The organism is Maribacter luteus (assembly GCF_009674825.1).
GTDB classification, from domain to species: domain Bacteria; phylum Bacteroidota; class Bacteroidia; order Flavobacteriales; family Flavobacteriaceae; genus Maribacter_A; species Maribacter_A luteus.
The window spans coordinates 172,924-190,762 of the sequence record NZ_WKJH01000024.1; the positions used below are offsets into that span (position 1 = coordinate 172,924).

Annotated in this window: 10 protein-coding genes; all 10 read right to left on the minus strand. The window is 39.9% G+C overall.

The genetic code is table 11. The annotated features are described in order from the left end of the window. Window positions 1-82: 82 nt before the first annotated feature. Window positions 83-919, minus strand: a complete 837-nt coding sequence (locus GJ691_RS14575; RefSeq protein ID WP_154368158.1) for an alpha/beta hydrolase — start codon at window positions 917-919, stop codon at window positions 83-85. Window positions 920-950: 31 nt separating this feature from the next. Next, window positions 951-2,078: a glycoside hydrolase family 88/105 protein gene (locus GJ691_RS14580; RefSeq protein ID WP_154368160.1), complete on the minus strand. Its 1,128-nt coding sequence runs from the start codon at window positions 2,076-2,078 to the stop codon at window positions 951-953. A gap of 25 nt (window positions 2,079-2,103) precedes the next feature. Next, complete coding sequence (locus tag GJ691_RS14585; RefSeq protein ID WP_154368162.1) at window positions 2,104-3,387, minus strand: alpha/beta hydrolase family protein; 1,284 nt, start codon at window positions 3,385-3,387, stop codon at window positions 2,104-2,106. A 61-nt stretch (window positions 3,388-3,448) separates the two neighbouring features. Continuing rightward, complete coding sequence (locus GJ691_RS14590) at window positions 3,449-5,560, minus strand: right-handed parallel beta-helix repeat-containing protein (RefSeq protein WP_154368164.1); 2,112 nt, start codon at window positions 5,558-5,560, stop codon at window positions 3,449-3,451. A 198-nt stretch (window positions 5,561-5,758) separates the two neighbouring features. Then, window positions 5,759-7,681: a sialate O-acetylesterase gene (locus tag GJ691_RS14595; protein ID WP_154368166.1), complete on the minus strand. Its 1,923-nt coding sequence runs from the start codon at window positions 7,679-7,681 to the stop codon at window positions 5,759-5,761. Between the two features lie 23 nt (window positions 7,682-7,704). After that, window positions 7,705-9,666 (minus strand): hypothetical protein, encoded by a 1,962-nt coding sequence (locus GJ691_RS14600; RefSeq protein ID WP_154368168.1) that lies wholly within the window; start codon window positions 9,664-9,666, stop codon window positions 7,705-7,707. Window positions 9,667-9,806: 140 nt separating this feature from the next. Next, window positions 9,807-10,751, minus strand: coding sequence for a DUF5017 domain-containing protein (locus tag GJ691_RS14605; RefSeq protein ID WP_154368170.1), 945 nt, complete (start codon window positions 10,749-10,751; stop codon window positions 9,807-9,809). Window positions 10,752-10,775: 24 nt separating this feature from the next. Next, window positions 10,776-12,377, minus strand: a complete 1,602-nt coding sequence (locus GJ691_RS14610; RefSeq protein ID WP_154368172.1) for a RagB/SusD family nutrient uptake outer membrane protein — start codon at window positions 12,375-12,377, stop codon at window positions 10,776-10,778. Window positions 12,378-12,402: 25 nt separating this feature from the next. After that, window positions 12,403-15,870 carry a SusC/RagA family TonB-linked outer membrane protein gene (locus GJ691_RS14615; RefSeq protein WP_218944461.1) on the minus strand — a complete coding sequence of 1,156 codons (3,468 nt, stop codon included), beginning with the start codon at window positions 15,868-15,870 and terminating at the stop codon, window positions 12,403-12,405. 89 nt (window positions 15,871-15,959) lie between these two features. Beyond that, complete coding sequence (locus GJ691_RS14620; RefSeq protein ID WP_154368174.1) at window positions 15,960-17,123, minus strand: FecR family protein; 1,164 nt, start codon at window positions 17,121-17,123, stop codon at window positions 15,960-15,962. Between the last annotated feature and the right edge of the window lie 716 nt (window positions 17,124-17,839).

Below are 17,839 nucleotides of genomic sequence, written 5' to 3' on the forward strand. Positions count from 1 at the left end.
CACTTTATACTTTTTAAAGATTAGGATAAAATTGAATGTCTCGCCCTTTGATTTTAAAGGACTATCTTGCTCTTTACCCTCTTCAGTCTTGTTTCGATTTTAAAATTTTCAAGATATGTTTTTGTAAGATATGACTGGCCGGCCATGCCATCGTTCCGTGGTCGAAACCGGGCATCTCATAGAGGCTTGTCTCTTTATGTCCCATAACTTTCATCATCCTGTACATATAGGCATTTTCTTCATAGCGGCCCAACATCTCAATCTCTCGGTCGCCGGTTATTAGAACCAATGGCGGGGCATCGGCACGCACATGAAACAAAGGTGCATATTTATCGACCACGGGTTGCTTGTTGCCTACACCATTTTCCTTCCGTACGGTCATATGGGTAATGGTATGCCCACTAAAAGGAATCAGTCCTGCAATTGAATTCGCGTCGATACCGAACTTGGCCAAATAACTCTTGTCAAGGCCTACCATACTGGCCAAATAGCCTCCAGCCGAATGCCCTGAAACAAAAATCTTATTGAGGTTGCCACCGTATTTTTCAATATTTTTAAAAACCCAGGCAACGGAAGCTGCAGCATCCTCTATATAGACTGGGCATTTCACTTTGGGGTGCAACCGATAATTAACAGCAACTACTGCATTGCCTTTATTTTTCAAATCATTGGGAATGGATTTCTCCCCTCCTGTCAAACCGCCACCATGGAACCAAACTACCGTTGCATAATTTTTTTGGTTTTCGGGATAATAGATATCCAGTTTGCAACGCTCTTTCATATAATCGTCCTTTTCTCCCTCGTAGACGTCGGCATAGGACAGATTTTCAATCAATTTATAGGTGATGGTTTTTTTCTGTGAGAAACCAGAAGAAACCATAACTAAATGCAAAACAACAAGAAGAATCTTTTTTTTCATACTATCCTTTTTAATTAATTTTCAATTAAACTCACCTTAAAAGCGCTGTAGCACACCAGAGTAAAGGGGCTTGACCGTGCAGGTCACCCACAATACGCGGACGGTTCATATAATGGTCTCGGCTGTTCATAATGTTGGTCCCGGCACAGACTTCAGTCAATTCGTCATTAGTATTAATGTATTCTATTAAGGCCAACCAGCCCTTTCGTGCCGCGGAGCCGTAGGTTTTTTTATTCAGCCAGCCTTCTTTTACACCGGTAATCATGGCATACGTAAACATGGCTGTTGCCGAAGTCTCTTTCCAAGCTTCTTCATCATCTATAATCTGCCGCCACATACCATCATTCTCCTGATATTTGAGTAAGGCCGACATCATTTTTTGGTAGCCCGCCATGATTCGTGTCCGATCGGAATTATCCTTTGGTAGTATTCGAAGAATTTCGGCCATACCTACTGCCATCCATCCATTTCCTCTGCCCCAACTGTAATGTGCTTCGGGTGAATGATAAAAAAGTCCGTTACCCAACTGTATCTCATCGAGATACAAGACCATTTCCTTTGCCGCTCGGTCCACGTATTCACGATTCTTGGTGGCCCTATAGGCCTGTGCCTGTATTGCGGTAATCATGAACATATCATCAATCCAAATACGGGTTTGCCATGAATATCCTTTATCTGCCCATTGTTTTTGTTCGACCTTAGCATTCTCAGGTGAAATCCATTGGCTGTCAGCATATTTCAACCCCATATCAAGGTATTTTTTCTGCCCTGTTTTGAGATACAATTCCAGAGGGACTGCCCCGAAAACATTATTATCAACATGGTTGGGCTTTGGAAGTAGCTTCATATCATCACTAAACAATGGCTGAAAACGATTCTCAAAACGATTAAAAAGAATATCATTTTTGGTTGCTTCCGCAAACCACATACCGCCTAGCCATGTACATACATCTGGATAGGTAATTTGTGTTGGCGGTTTTGGTGGATTCGTATTTCCATACTGGGAATGGGAAGTTTTCAAAAACTTTTCCGCAATACGTAAGCCAATTTCCTGTGGTGTTTTTCCTTCCGGAAATCGTTTTAAATTATAACTACGCTGACTCGATACTGAAAGTGTAATCAAAAGAGAAAATAAAATGGTTAATGTTTTTTTATTCATATTGAAGATTTTTATAATATATAAATCAATTAATTCTTAGAATTTTACTGGATACCGTAACAGGTCTGGAATCTGAAATTGAGGCAAAGCAAAAAAATGCACCCCCCGCCTCCTCTCTGGGTATTATTACTTCAAACCAACCATTGTTCAAATTTTCGGCATCGACCGAATCCCAAATCTTTTTAGGCCAAGCATTACCATCTTGACTAACGCTAACAGTTGGCTTTTCAACTGGTAATATGCTATTTACTTTAAACCGAACTTTAATCTTGCCTTTTTTTAATTTCGTAGTCTTAATCTTTGTAATCTTCGGGAGTGGTTTCCCAATGCCTTTCAAGTAATATTCAAAATATACCCTCTCCATTGCTAACCAACCGGGCTCTTCAGGTATTTTGCCCTGCGTACCTCCTGGAAGTTCTATTTTATGTGAATTATTAGGGGCAAATAAATGATTTGTATTCCCTTTGATTGAGTTAAGGGTTTGGGACACTGCTGGGGGATAGAACCAATTATCATTCGCTGCTGCCGCAATAAAAAATGGAGTTTTAATATTCTTGGTTACCCTACCGGCATCCAAGTACTGCAGCCATAATGAACGATCTTCAGAACTCATCGAATCAAGATATTTTAAGAAAGTAGATCCCTCATCGTAAAAACCACTTCCGAAAACTGAAAAAGAAGCAGTAACAGTCGAATTTGCCAATCCGGAAATAAAAGTAGTCAGATAACCTCCCCAAGAAACACCGGTTATCCCGATTTTATCTTTAATAACATCTGATTGGGAATTCAATAAATACAGCCCCTGAACCGAAGCGAGAACAGCAGAAAACAGGGTGCTGGATTTTAGATCTGGCTTAACTACAAATCGATTTTCACCGTATTTATAATTTTCCCATGGGCCATGGGACATTGGTATTTTATCAGGATCGGCAACCCCTGGTTCATCCAAAACAACAACAATATAACCTAAAGCCGCCCATTTTTTGGCCCTATCAATTTCTGCATACCCAGCGCCACCGTGCAAAGCAAGTAGACCAGGGTATTTACCATCTTTCGCTGGACGGGCAATAGCAGCGAAAATCTCGGCGTTTTTTTTCTTCCCTTTGTCATTATAGAAGTACGAATGAAAAATCACTTTTCTAAGTTTTACTCCATTTTCATTTTCTTCTCCCAAATCCTTTATAATCTCAGGAGGCTCCATGGTAAGATATTGCCCAAAAAGGTCAGAAGGTTGACCTAACCCATTTGTTTGTGAATAACCGATCAATACCTGAATTAAAAGTAACCATAAACTAAATTTGAGCTTCATATTTAAGTACTGTATTTATTGGTTTAAGTTATCTGTTCTAAAAAGGCTGGCTGGTAAATTTTCATTGTTGAACATTGGTACGCTGTTCTATTATTTTCACCGTCTCATCAAAATGATCGGCCAATTCTGGGTCAAATCTTGCCAATTCCTTCCACTCATAGGATCCATATACACCAGCTTTTGTATAATCGAAAGGCTTAAAACCAATCTTTCGCATAACGACTTTGTTCCGAATTCTGAAATCAAAGTTTTGTGGGTCGACAAAATCAGGATCGGCAATGATCGAGTTGCGATCTTTCCCGCTTGCCTGCCATTCTTTAAACCCTAGTTTACCAAAGCGTATGTATTTGGTTCTAGTATCCCAATAGCAATTTTTATCGGTGTGTATATTGAATTTGCCCCACCGGCTACTCAACAAGGTTCCGCTATTAAACCATACAATATTGTTGATAAAACTAAATGAAAGGTGTTCCTCAACACGGGTAGCCTCCAACTGGGCTCTTAAATTAGCTGCGAAAATATTATTCTTGATGGTGTTTTCTTTGCCGAAGTGCTGATGGAACGCCGAGTTTTTACACGCATAAACCAGGTTGCTCTCCATCATGATACCGGTTGACCCTTCATCAGTGTATAAACCCCAACCGCCATAATCATATGAATATACGTGATGTATAACATTATTGCTAACAGATGTTCCCTCGGATTTCCCCAGACAATATACACCTCCCATATCGCTCAAATCGCCCCATCCCAAATGATGAATATGATTGTATTCAATGGTATTTCGTTTGCTAGGACTTTCGGAATAACCATAAACCCATCCGACGGAAATTCCAGAATACCGGAAATCGGCGATCTCGTTATGAGAGATTTTAGAATCGCTGGCATGAAAAATAGTGACACCCACGGCACATGGAAAAACATACCCTCCGGATCGGATGATATTATTGTCGATCGTGATATTCCGGGTTAAATCGTCTGGATTGTCAGGAATTTGACGATCTCCTATTTTTATGCCCCCAGCCCCCAGATCGTTTAGGTAACAGTGAGTAACGGAACTATTGGCACAGGCCTTCCTAAACCAAAAAGCATTGGTTCCCGTATGGCTGATCCTGCAATTGCTAAAATTGATTTCTTGTGCATAATCCAACATAACTACCGCTTCTATAGGGGCGGCCGCTTGAGCGGCTTCGTTTCCCCATAACGGCGTGCGATACCCGGCCACCTCAAAACGTAGGTTTTCAAACCGAAGATTCCGTACTACTTTTTCCTCAGATCCTTTTATTACCAAAAATTGTTCGATTAAAGGTGCGTATACTTTAACATCAGCCATATTTTCCCCAGGCCTGGGCATATAAAACAAATCCCCATTTCGCTGTAGATACCATTCCCCGTGGGTATCCAACGCAGCTTCATAGTTTTCAATCGTAAACCGTGTGGTACTGTCCAATTTATTCCAAGGTTTCATTCCTGTGCCCACGATACAAACGGCTGAACTGTCGGCACTAAAGGAAGTTACCCGTTTGCGCGTATTGTCCCATTTATGATAAAAAGTGACCAGGGCATCGTGGTAATCATTTTTGGAGAATGTAGAAAAATCTGAGGCTGCCGGCGGAGAAAGCTTTAGATTTTGTACGGCCATGGCAGGAATACGGTCCTTACCTTGATCTATGACCGTTTCTTCAACTTCCTTCAAATAATAAAATCCTTCATTGGGAGATTTTGCCCGAACCGCACGGTTCCCGTTCACATACAACTGTTCAAAGTACAATCCATAGCGGCTTACTTCTGGCACCTTGGCCTTCCATAGTTCATCTGTTACCTTCTCCCAATTTTCGATTTGTATGCCTCCCACAAAAACCGGTTCTTCACTATTGGCAGCTATAAAGACAACGGGGAAATCATCACTCCCCGAATCAATCCCCGTCAATTCCAAAGGCTCATTCATAAAGTAAGTTCCCCCAGAAATAATAACTCGAATTTCTTCCTTCAGGTTGTTGCTTTCCCTTAACTGTCTTATAAGGTCTCGAGCGCCATATAAACTTGCCAAGGGCTGGTCCTTAGTACCTGGTGCAGCATCGTTTCCATCTACAGAAACATAGAGGTCCTTCCCTGAAAGATTTACACCCAGTAGAATTGTCACTATCAGCACGAAAAATCGTTTCGTATTCATTTAATATTATTTATTTAGATTCGGCCAGTATCACCTCACCCAATTATTTATTTCAAATGGATGGTCATCTCCCCCGAGTGTAACGAGAACAAAATTATTTAAAGGTTCACCTAACCCTTTTGCTTGTGAATTACCAACCAGAACCTGAATTAAAAGTATCCAAAAACTAAATTTAAGTTTCATTTTTAAGTCCTGTATTTATTGGTTTAAGTTATCTGTTCTAAAAGGGCTGGCTGGTAAATTTTCATTGTTATACAAATTGGTTTCAGGATTATTTCCCCAAGCATATCTAATAAATAAAGGCCGTACAACCTGATCACTTTCAACGATCACCTTATTTTTTACAATTTTAGCCCTTGCCCAGACAAACTTCTTATCTGCACCCGCAATGGCAAAACCTTTTACTAGTGATGAACTATCAATCGTCTTTAAGCCAATCTTTGAATGATCAAATGAAACTATTACTTTGCTACCCCTAAATTTTACCGATTTTAAAGTTGGTCCGGAGTAAACTAGATGTTTCCTCCCATAATCTTTGTTCAAGGCAATCAATGCCAAGCGTAAACCTACATCCTGTTTGTTCTTTGGATGGATATCATCCGCTTCTCCCACATCGATAATTACGGCTTCCCCAGTTTTCGGGAGTGCCAACGCTGCGGTTTGAGCCTCCCGGAGTTCTGCCCATGCACTTCTTTTAGGCTTTTCATCGGTTTTCATATAGTTGGGGAGCTGAACCCAATAGAAAGGAAGGTCTTCTCCCCATTTTTTGCGCCAGTCCTTAATCATATTGGAGAACAGTGTGCGATACTGCCGTGATCTGCCAACATTGTGTTCTCCTTGGTACCAGAGTATCCCTTTTATCTTAAATCGCAGTAATGGATTTATCATGGCATTATAAAGGAGTCCGGGATATAAATTCCGGGCATTGGGCTCATAGTTGAACATATCACTTGTAATCCCTTTTCTATAAGTCCAATCGCCCGCCAAGGAATACTTTTTATTATCAAGTTGCAGGAATAGGTCTTCTGCCTTGCCCGCAAAGCCTCCGTTTCCACCATTGTCGTCGAGCCTTACTGCTATGGTGTTGTTGCCTTCCTGCAGAATACCTTTAGGAATTTTATAGCTGCGTTCCTCCATGTAGGTCTCCGACCCCCCTACGCTTTTTCCATTGATCCAAACCATGTCCTTTTGGTCTATAGGCCCTAAGTTGAGGATGCCAATGTTTGGAACGGCCGTACCAGGCAGATCGATCGAGGTATAAAACCACACGACCCCATCAATGTTCTTTAGCTCAGACCGGTCCCATCGTAGTGGCATTTTACACGTTTTAAATTCGGAAGTTTTGCGTGGGAGAAAATATTGCTCATCCTTGCTGTCCTCCATAATTCGCTTCGCTTCGTAAAATGATTTTTGTGCTTTTTCCTGAGAGGCGATAAACCTAACTGAATCCTTACCAAAAACACCATCTTGATAGTGTTCCCAATATTCTGCGGGTAATTTTTTATAAGCTTTCGTATCGGTCCAAGTTTCAATTTGAGTACCTCCCCATGAGGTATTGATAAGCGCAATGGGGATTCCTGTCTCCTCATGGACCTTTCGCGCAAAGAAATATCCCACTGCTGAATACTGCCCCACGGTCTCGGGATTGCATTCCGTCCAATCGCCCTCCAAGCCTTCCAATGGATAATAGGCCATATTCCGCTTTACCGTAAATGATCGTATTTCAGGATAATTTGCCTTTGCCATCTCGGTTTTAGCATCTTTAACGTATTTAACAGGAAATTCCATGTTGGACTGCCCACTGCATATCCATACGTCCCCAATCAAAATATTTTGGAGAACAATTGTATTCTCACCTTTAACGATTAGCGAATATGGGCCGCCATAAGCCATGGGTTTTAAGGTTACCTCCCATTTCCCACTTGAATCAGCCTCAGTTTTAAGTAGCTGCCCATTAAAAGCAACCTCAATTTTTTCTGCAGCATCTGCCTTACCCCAAATTTCTACCGGTTTATCCCTTTGAAGCACCATATTATCATTGAATATATTGGGAAGAGCTACTTCTGCCCTTACAAAAAAGGTAAATCCAAAGGCAATCAGAATAAGTACAATATTTTTCATTTTACTTTTTATTAGAAATGCGATTAATTTTTATTGATAACTGGGATGCTACCCTGCCAATTGACCGTAATCTTTGTGTCACCATCAATTATTTTAAGAGTACTGTCTCCCATATTTATAGAGGGACTTTCAATCATGGGCCACTTCCGATACCCTATGTCCTTCTTGTTTTTTATCTTTACCAAAGGGATTGATTCGGCCAGCCCAATAATACCTTTTCTCGTCAAGTGCTCGGGCATTTCATTTTCGTGAGCAATGGGCAGACCTTCCTGATATTGAATTTGCAGTTTCTCCTTTTGAGAGTCAACATAGGTAACGCTCATGGTTTCCCAATTGATGGAAAGTCGGTTCTTCTTTATGGTACGTCGGAAACGCTTGAAGCTGTCTGATTCCTTTTTACTGCCAAGCTCAAAGACAAAACCAGTCTGGGCGTGATCACTCTTAACGATATTAAAACCGTCCAACCCCTTCCCGTCCAAATCGGTCTGTTCATAATAACTTTTTAAGGGTCTTATCCCGATATAGGTATCTCCTTCCCGAAGAAAGATCCAGCCGTTTTCCTCCACTTTTTCGTCTATTGATTTTGGATAGCGAAACATTCCCCTTTTTATCAGATTGTCGGCATGTCCATCGCGCCAGGCCCATTTGGACGCACTAGGCGTATTGACCCACGGATCCTTTTCAGGAACGTTGAATAAGGTGATTACTGTATTCTTGGAATGGGCGGTCTGTTGAAAGGGGGAGTTGGTCCCTTTGTACCAGGTATCCGCGGTGCGGTCCTTTTCGTCACCGTCGCTATACCAGTAGGGGTGAAAGCAATTGATATAATTGAAGCGGTCAGGGCTCTGATACACAATATTGAACCCATTGGCATCGTGGTCGGCATAATCCCCACCAGGCACCCAGCGAAAATTCCCGGTACCGATGGCATAAGTCTTGTTGCGGAATACCTTGCGCATCATCTGATGTGGAACCCCTGAACCATGGTGTCCAAAAGAAGCGGCCGAGGTTTTCAATTCAAATGGACCGGAATCATTACCGGCTATGCGAAAAAAGACGCTTGGCGGCTCTACGCCTGACAAGGCCGTGAAAATGGTATAGCTCGCTTCCTGAAAATCTTCAAACTGGTTCATCTTCACATTCGCTGTTGCAGGACCCCAGCCCCACATCAACCAATTGTAATAGGAAGTGGCCGAAATATAACTCTCATCGGAAAGATGGTCCTGCTGTGTATTCATACGTGCATAGGGGGCCATGATGGTCCCATCGAAATTGTTCAAGGACAATAAAGACCATTTGTAGAGCATAAAGGCTTCGGCTATGGCCTTGACTTCAGGATCCTCTGCATACTCCAATAAGATTTCCACCGGGAAGTTCATTACCACTTCATAAGTAGTTGACAAGTATTCTGTATAACCATGATCATAAACGTTTTTAAAGGTCTTTCGCAAACGCTCCTTCATATCGGCCATCAGTTCCTCACTACTCATACCATTGGCCCAACGGGCATCGGGAAACAACTGCCCAAAAAGGTAGGCACTGGACCACATCATTGTGGCATGGTTCTCAGTACCGTGACCTAAGAAGCCTTCCCCTCCCTGTTTGTCTGATTTAGCCAACTTTTCCAGATCTCTTTTAATCTTTTTTAACTGTTTTTCATTAAAGCTGTCCCAGTATCGACAAAGCGCCAAGGCCATCCCAGGAAAGTCGAACATGCTTTGATGCCTATTGTCAAGATCATTGGTTATATAGGTCAATGCCCCTTCGTCCTGCGGATTGGATTCGAGACGTGCAATGGCTTTGGGAAGACCATGTTTTCCCCTTTCGACAAGTGTAACATCTTTTAGTGAACCAATAACCTGACTTTTACGTTCTTTATAAGATGTTTGATCTTGGGCAAAAAGTGTAGTCGAAAAAAGGACAAGAAATAAAGTAAGATTTTTCATGATAGCATGGCGATATGCCATAATAGTCTTAGGCCTCATAGTATACGGGCTTTATAGGTTTTGTCTAGAAGTTCTTATTGTTTATAAATCAAAATCCCCTAGACAAAAAATTGTGTGTCTAGGTAAATTATAAGAAAGAAAAGAATCGGTACACATATGTACCGATTCTTATGAAAATACTATTCATCCGAGGGTTGGACTACTATGTTTATTTCTTTGACCACAGCTTCCTCTCCATAAACATTGCTCGCCTTCCCGACAAACGTTACCTTATATTCTCCCGCGGTATTGAACTGATATTCGTAATCGGGCATTGATGCCGCCATATTCTTAACCAATATTCCTACATCTGAGGTAACATGGGTCAAATCAATGGGTCCGGATATACACCAAGCCTCTGCGTCAGATGCCGTTCCTTCATCAGTGGAGCCCGTAATCACAAAATTAGTGGAACTCACGGCCCAATTATAGGAATTGACAATATTTCGGCTAATCCATCCTGGACTTGTCGTGGAGGAAATCCCATAATTATTAATCGTTGATGTACCATGATTCGCAATGATATACGAGGTACTATCCGGTAGATTGTTTCTTACGGCTAATGATGAAATGGTCCATTTGTTTTGAACGGATCCCGGATACCCCCTATACTTAAAAGCCAAATAAACGGGTTTATCGGAAAAATCGGTCAAATCAATGTCTCCCGATGCTTTACTTTCTCCACTATTGGCCCACGCTGCCCGATCGGTAATATCTGACCAAGTGGCTGTTGTAATTCCCTGGGCCACAGCTGCACTATCCCTTATGCCCTCAATGGAGAGATCTTGGGACACCAATAATTGAAGGGAGGACTCTTGGGTCCCATTTGCCAACGCCGATTTGAAACTCAAGATTGAGGTTCCTTTTTCGGAAGTACGCTCGAAGTATTCATATCGGTTTCCCACTTCCCCTGAAAAAAAAGTAACAAAGTCCGCATTACCCGTCAATTGAAATTGGGCAAGCTCACCTTCCAAATACTCCGTTTTATCCACAGAAACATTTAGAGTAGGAATGTCTACACTATCATCTTGGCAGGCGGTAAAAAAAACACTTGCCAGTACTATAATCGAATATATATTTTTCATTTCTATTTAATCTTTAAATTAAAATTACCAGCCTGGGTTTTGTGTCAATAATGGATCAAGCGAAATTTCCCGTACTGGAATAGGTAGGTAATAATCCCTTTCCGAAATATTTACCCCTGCCCGATTGAAAGTAATATGAGTCAATCCGTTGGCCCTATTAAAATCAACCATTTCACTCATTTCCTCCACCAAAATGCCCCATCGAATTAGATCCATTCTACGAAAACCTTCAAAACACAATTCGGTATACCGCTCATCTTGAATAATTTCTAGAAACTCATCCTTCGATGTAATATTTTCTATTTCAGAAATTTGAGCCCTGTTCCGCACTCGATTAAGATATTGATGCGCTTTGGGCGTTGGGCCATTCAACTCATTTTCGGCTTCGGCGGCCATTAATAATACATCTGAAAAACGTAATACCGGGTTGTTGGTTGAGTTATAATTTTTGATTTTATCCTCTTCCAGTTCATATTCCCTTCTAAATTTACCGATTCGCCTATATACTAATTTGTTCGGGTCTTCATAAGCCTCGCCTTGTTCATCGATCCAATATTCCTTTTCAGGTGGATTGGAATTACGGACAAACAGGTAATCGGCTATGCACCAATCCCTGCGCGTATCCTGATATTCCTCATTGTACTCAAATGTCTTGAACAATTTAGGGTGTAATCTATATCGTGCCCCAGAATATCCATATTGCGTAAGTTGTTGGGGAATACCATTATGATTCCCCAAATCCCCAATTTCTGATGACCCAAAGACTCCTGCTGCACCGTCGGTAAAATGACCGATTTCGAAGATACTTTCTTTTGTATCATACTTATCCTGTATTAGATTGATAAACACTTGGGCATAATCAGGGTTGAGGTCATGCAACCCTGAATTAATTACTTTCTCTGCCCAAAACAGTGCATTGGTATAGTATTCCCTTATTTGATCTTCTGATTTATCTTTTCTATTCAGGAATCCGGCCCTATATAAACTTACCCTTGCCAAAATTCCCTGAACTGCCGATTTTGTAACACGCTCTGCATAGGAATAATCGGTAATCGGGTTCACTAAAGATTCCGCTTCTACCATTTCGGCATAGATGAAATCATAAACTTCAGAGGCATTGGTTCGTGCAAAACTCACGTCATTAGCCGACTCCGTAGGCTCAGTTTTCAACGGCACGGCACCATAATTTTGGACCAACATAAAGTAATAAAACGCCCTAAGGAATTTTGCTTCACCAATAGTTACCATTTTTTGATCTTCATCCATTTCGGCATCATTAATATTTTTTAGCAAAATATTGGCCCTTTCAATTCCTGTATACAAATCCCTCCATATGATACTTACACGAACATCGGATGCTGTATAATCATATACTGCAATTGAAGGGCTTGTACTTCCCCAAAACTGATCGGTAGCGTCAAATATAGTTGAGAGGCAATCACCTCCACCAAATATATAATTGGAACCAATTTTATCATACACACCATTAAGTGCATATTCAATTTCTGTGTCATTGCTAAAATAGGTAAGTGAGGATGCCATGTCCGTGGGCTCCGTATCTAGTTTGACACATGAGGTCATGAACCCCACAAGAAGTATATAAATGGAGTATATATATTTTTTCATAATATTAAACTTAGTTTGATTTAACTTAAAATTTTATGTTAATTCCAGTGATCAGGGTCCTTTGTCTTGGATAAGGAGAGTAATCAAAGCCAGGAGTCAAGGCTGAATTCCGAGTAGATACCTCGGGATCAACACCAGAATAGTTGGTCCATGTAATTAAATTTTGCGCAGAAACGTACGTCCTAAAACTTCGAATTCCCAATTCTTTCAAAAATTGTGATGGGATTGTATACCCTAATGAAACAGTCTTCAACCTAAGAAAAGATCCATCTTCAATTATTCTACTTGAAAAGAGTTGAGGTTCTCCTTTTGCCCTAGGAATATTTGATGTTTGATTTTCTTCGGTCCAACGATCCGTATAACTCTGATATTGGTTTCTACCTGTTAAGAAGGTACCTTCAAAAACCGACCGATTGGCATTCATTACCTCATTACCGTAAGAGAATTGGAAAAAGATACTCAAGTCAAGGTTTTTATAGTTGAAGGAATTGTTTAAGCCACCTACGAAATCTGGATTTGGATTACCCATAACGGTATAGTCATTCAAACTAATATTTCCATCCCCATCAATATCCTTGTACTTTGCATATCCTGGCAATATATTACTTCGTGTACTTCCGTTGGCAGGAATTTCCTCCTTTAAAACATAATTCCCGTTAGTTAACTGGTCGAAGTCCTCATATTGATATACTCCTTCATACAAAACCCCATAGAACATGGCAACCGGCCCACCGATTTTGGCTATATAACTTGGATTACTGTTATAAACCGCACGTGTAGTAGAAGTCAATGAGGACTGATTATCGGTCAATGCCAATACTTTGCTACGATTAAATGAAATATTAAAATCTGACTTCCACGTAAAATTATCATTGTCTATGTTTACCGTGTTTAAGGCTAATTCAACTCCTTCGTTGGACACAGAACCTATGTTTTTATAGGCCGTTGAAAAACCTGTTGCATAAGGCAATTGGGCATTTAGTAATAGATCCTTTGTTTCCTTATAGTAGTAATCACCTGTGAACGAAATCCTGTTCTCAAAAAAACCAAGATCAAGTCCAAAATTCAATTGAGAAGTGGATTCCCATTTAAGAGCGGCATTATCCAATCCGGACACATAGGTACCACGGCCTGGATTTTCATCCCCAAAAGAATACCCTGAATAGTTTGTTGTTCCTATTCCCGATAAATAGGCGAAATCGCTAACTCTATTATTACCAGTCACCCCATATCCAATTCTGACTTTAGCATTAGAAACAAATTCGATAGGTTTCATGAAACTCTCTTGACTCAGGCGATATGCCAATGCAGCCGAGGGAAAATACCCCCATCTGTTTTTTGGTGAAAATTTAGATGAGCCATCCGCCCGAATCGTAGCGGTAAAAATGTACTTGGATTTATAATCATAATTTAAGCGAGCAAAATAAGATTGTAATGCCCAATTGGAGGAAGAAGCCCATAAATAGGTAGGCGTACCTACATCCAGACCGCTCAAACCCAATTCTTCGTCGGTAATCTGAACCGATTCACCACCAAATAAAGAACTATTATTCTTTTGTTGTGAATACCCTGCCATAACAGTCAATGAATGAACCTTATTAAAGGTATTCCTATAGGTTAGGAGATTTTCATTTGAAAAGGTCGTACTACGATAAAACCTTTGTGAACCGTTTGGTCCGCGAGATTGTGGATGATAGGGGCCACCGTATCGTGTCTTTGAATTATAAAATGAATTGATTTCACGTAAATTATCACTAGCTCCACCTGTAATCCGAAATTTCAATCCTTTTATAATAGCCCATTCCAGTGAAGCATTACCCAATAAACTTCGAGAGATATTCTCACGTAATACATTTTCAGCTTCGATAACGGGGTTTACCCGGTAATCCGTTGCTGGATTAACTTCAGGATCCACCAATTCCTCTTCTAGATTCACATCAACCCCTGTGGTAACCGGACGATAACTCCAGATACTGTACATTAAACTGGCACTGGTTGACCCCCCATTGTCAGTAGCAACGACTCCATAATTTTTGCTCTTACTATAGTTCACATTGACCTTTGCTTTCAATTTTCTAGTAAGTTCTTGATCAAGGGAAATTCTACCCTGATATCGTTCAAACCCAGTGTTTATAAATATTCCCTCTTGTTCTAAATAAGAACCGGACATATAATACTTTGTTTTCTCGTTTCCTCCTGAAATTGACAAATTATTACTCTGCATAGTACCGGTTCGCAGCACCTTATCATACCAATCAATCTTTTCGTACGTTTTATAATCCTCCAATGTTCTACCTGGTTTTTCCAAGTAAACATAAGGTGAGTTCACTGGATCAATCTCCATCTGTAAAACAGCGAAGTCATAAGGATCCATTGTTTCTATCCTCTTCAAATCATTCTGCAATCCGAAATACCTGTCAAAGCTTATAGTCGGCATACCTTCTTTACCACTTTTAGTAGTAATCATTATTACACCATTAGCACCACGTGCCCCATAAATTGCCGTTGCAGAAGCATCTTTTAATATGTCTATTGATTCTATGTCTGACGTATTGATAGAATTGTTGTCATTATCTTCAAGCGCAAAACCATCAACAACATACAAAGGAGAATTGTTTTGTGTAAGAGAGTTTCCTCCTCTTATCACTATTTCAGGAAGACTTCCAGGCTGGCCATCTCCTGAAACGACAGAAACTCCAGATATGCGACCCGCTAAGGCTTCGTCAAATGACGCAACCGGGGTTTTTTCCAATTCACCAATTTTCACACTTCCTACACTCCCAGTTAAATCACTCTTTTTTACTGTTCCATAACCAATAACCACCACCTCATCAAGGTCAGATACACTTTCCTTTAATTTAACTGTAATATTGGTCCGCCCGTTAACGGGTACCTCCCTTTTCGCAAAACCAACATAGGAAATCTCTAAAATGGCGTTCTCGTTAGCCGTGGAAATATAAAAATTGCCATCAAAATCGGCCGTAACCCCATTGGTTGTGCCCTTTTCTACAATACTGGCCCCAGGCAAAGGAACACCTCCCATATCCGTCACGGTACCACTTACCCGGTATTGCATATTTTGATCTACTACTATCGTCAACTCACTAATAGTGGAATCTACCTGCTTTTTTTTAACGACTATGGTTCCTCCATCCGTAAAGTTATACGTAAAGCTTATGGGTGACAAGCATTTTTCCAAAAGCTCCCCAGCCTTAATGACCCCCTTTTTTAAATCGATATTTGGGGCCTTTTTTATAAGGTCATGCCTATAGATAAACTTGTAATCAGTTTGTTTATTGATCAGCCGAAATGCTTGCCTTATTGTCAAGGACATATCCGTGTCAATAATGATCTCAGCATCTTGGGCCTTTCCATTTAGGGGACTTAGTGCAAATGAAATCGAACAGAACATGAAAATAATGGATTTCATAAAAAGGTGTAAAAGAACTTTGCCCGATTGGCAAGGTGGTCGTTTGGTTAATTTTATTTTCATAAATTTGTACTGGTTTAGTTAAACATCGTTTTAATTGAATTACTTGGAGAAAGGCTATTGCTGTGGAAGGTGCTGGCCTTTTCCTTTTTTTATTTAATAATAATTGTATTATCATTGATTTCAAATTGCAGTTGACCCTCGCTTGTGGCTTCTATAAGCTTAAGAATGTCATCTACCGCCTCTGTTCTTTCCAATATTCCCGTAAAAACAAATTGCTTTTGTTTGGCATTGGCAAATATCACTTCGGTATCATACCATCTAGAGAGGACAGTCATTATTTCCTCCAAAGGTTTCTCATTGAACGAAAACAAACCGTTTACCCATGAGATTTCCTGGGACACGTCTATTTCCTGTACAACTATTTTATCACTTTCATGAGTAATTTTCGCTTGTTGATTAGGCTTTAGGATTTCATTTACTTCTCCTTTTTTAATTCTAATTTTTCCTTCAACCAAGGTAGTGGCAATTATCTGGTCATCACTATAGGCCTTGATATTAAATTCAGTACCCAACACATCTATTTCTTGAGATTTTGTAAGCACATGAAATGCTGCTCCCTTGTGAGCTGTACTTGGCGATACTTTAAAATAAGCCTCTCCGTAGAGTAGTTCCACATTGCGGGTAAGACCTTCTATGAAGGTCACTGGATATTTTAATTTGGTTTCAGAATTTAACCAAACTTCTGTACCATCAGATAGTTGAACATAAAACTGGCCTCCCCTTGGAATGGTCAAGTAATTATAAGACTGCTCCTTTTCAACCGCATCACTTTGCTCCTTATCGGCATATACCAATTCTTCGCCATTACTTCTAACTTTTCCAGTTTCAAACTTTTTCCCTTTTTCCAAAGCCACCTCATCCCCGTTTTCCAGGGTAAGAATAGCCTTGTCGGTACCGGCCTCAATCACAATGGGTTGTTTTTCAAATTCAGGTGTACCAACCTTATCAATATTGTAAAACTGGTAAAAGGTAGTACCGAGTATCAGCACTAGCGAAGCAGCAACGGCCATTCGCTTAAATAGATTCGTCTTATTTTTCCATCGAACAACCTTAAGCTTATTCCTTATTTCCTTTTTTGCTTTATCAACATCGTATTTTGTCATGGAAAGTGTGCTTAGATAATGTATTTTAACAAAATTATTGAAGATACGTGTCCCATTCTCATTTTTGATCCATTCTTCCAGCATTTCCAGCTCGGAACTATCTGCCTCTCGGTTCAAGTACTTAATGATTATTTTTTCTATTTCGGTCATTCCTTGTTCAACATCTATATTACCAATACGTTTAATAATTACAAACCCCTTTACTTTTTATGCTTTTTTTTAAAAAATTACGAATATAAGCCCTCCCCATTAAGAATAACCTATTTGTCACAGTGAATCAAAGAAAATATTTTGGGCATAGATATTAATTTAAAATGATTTTAAGACCTATAACATTTTTCTGTCCCTACTATCAAAATTACGATAATGTCCAATCGTTAAGTTATGACAATAGGTTAATAGAATTCGGATAAACAGTTTGTTTTAAACACTTAACTCTTTATACAAAACTAAACTCTATTACGTACCATCATTGGAGGGGTACCGATAAAGCATCAGTTATTACCAATCTTGATAGGGTCGAAACTTCGAATGTAATTCCATTTTGGTATTTAAATCAAAGATCTAACTAGCCAAAAGGGTATAAATCTGAATCATGCTACAACTAAATAGTAAAAAAAACCATAATCTTATTTATGCCAAATAAATTAGAGCTCCATTTTACATTCAGTGCCCATAATTTTCTATTGTTCAATAGTCACAAAAAGTCAGTCTCTTAACTCTAAGAATAATTAAAACATAGATGGTCGTGGTCTTGTAAGATGAATTTGAAAACTTAATTTAAAAGTAAAGCACGGTTTCCCATGCTTTACCAAACTAAACTAAACTAACTCAAAACTATTACATTACTATTGAAATTACACTTA

Bases quoted from the DNA above. Each gene is read 5' to 3' on its own strand.
- GJ691_RS14575 (WP_154368158.1), bottom strand. From the start codon at position 919: ATGAAAAAAAAGATTCTTCTTGTTGTTTTGCATTTAGTTATGGTTTCT.
- GJ691_RS14580 (WP_154368160.1), bottom strand. From the start codon at position 2,078: ATGAATAAAAAAACATTAACCATTTTATTTTCTCTTTTGATTACACTT.
- GJ691_RS14585 (WP_154368162.1), bottom strand. From the start codon at position 3,387: ATGAAGCTCAAATTTAGTTTATGGTTACTTTTAATTCAGGTATTGATC.
- GJ691_RS14590 (WP_154368164.1), bottom strand. From the start codon at position 5,560: ATGAATACGAAACGATTTTTCGTGCTGATAGTGACAATTCTACTGGGT.
- GJ691_RS14595 (WP_154368166.1), bottom strand. From the start codon at position 7,681: ATGAAAAATATTGTACTTATTCTGATTGCCTTTGGATTTACCTTTTTT.
- GJ691_RS14600 (WP_154368168.1), bottom strand. From the start codon at position 9,666: ATGAGGCCTAAGACTATTATGGCATATCGCCATGCTATCATGAAAAAT.
- GJ691_RS14605 (WP_154368170.1), bottom strand. From the start codon at position 10,751: ATGAAAAATATATATTCGATTATAGTACTGGCAAGTGTTTTTTTTACC.
- GJ691_RS14610 (WP_154368172.1), bottom strand. From the start codon at position 12,377: ATGAAAAAATATATATACTCCATTTATATACTTCTTGTGGGGTTCATG.
- GJ691_RS14615 (WP_218944461.1), bottom strand. From the start codon at position 15,870: ATGAAAATAAAATTAACCAAACGACCACCTTGCCAATCGGGCAAAGTT.
- GJ691_RS14620 (WP_154368174.1), bottom strand. From the start codon at position 17,123: ATGACCGAAATAGAAAAAATAATCATTAAGTACTTGAACCGAGAGGCA.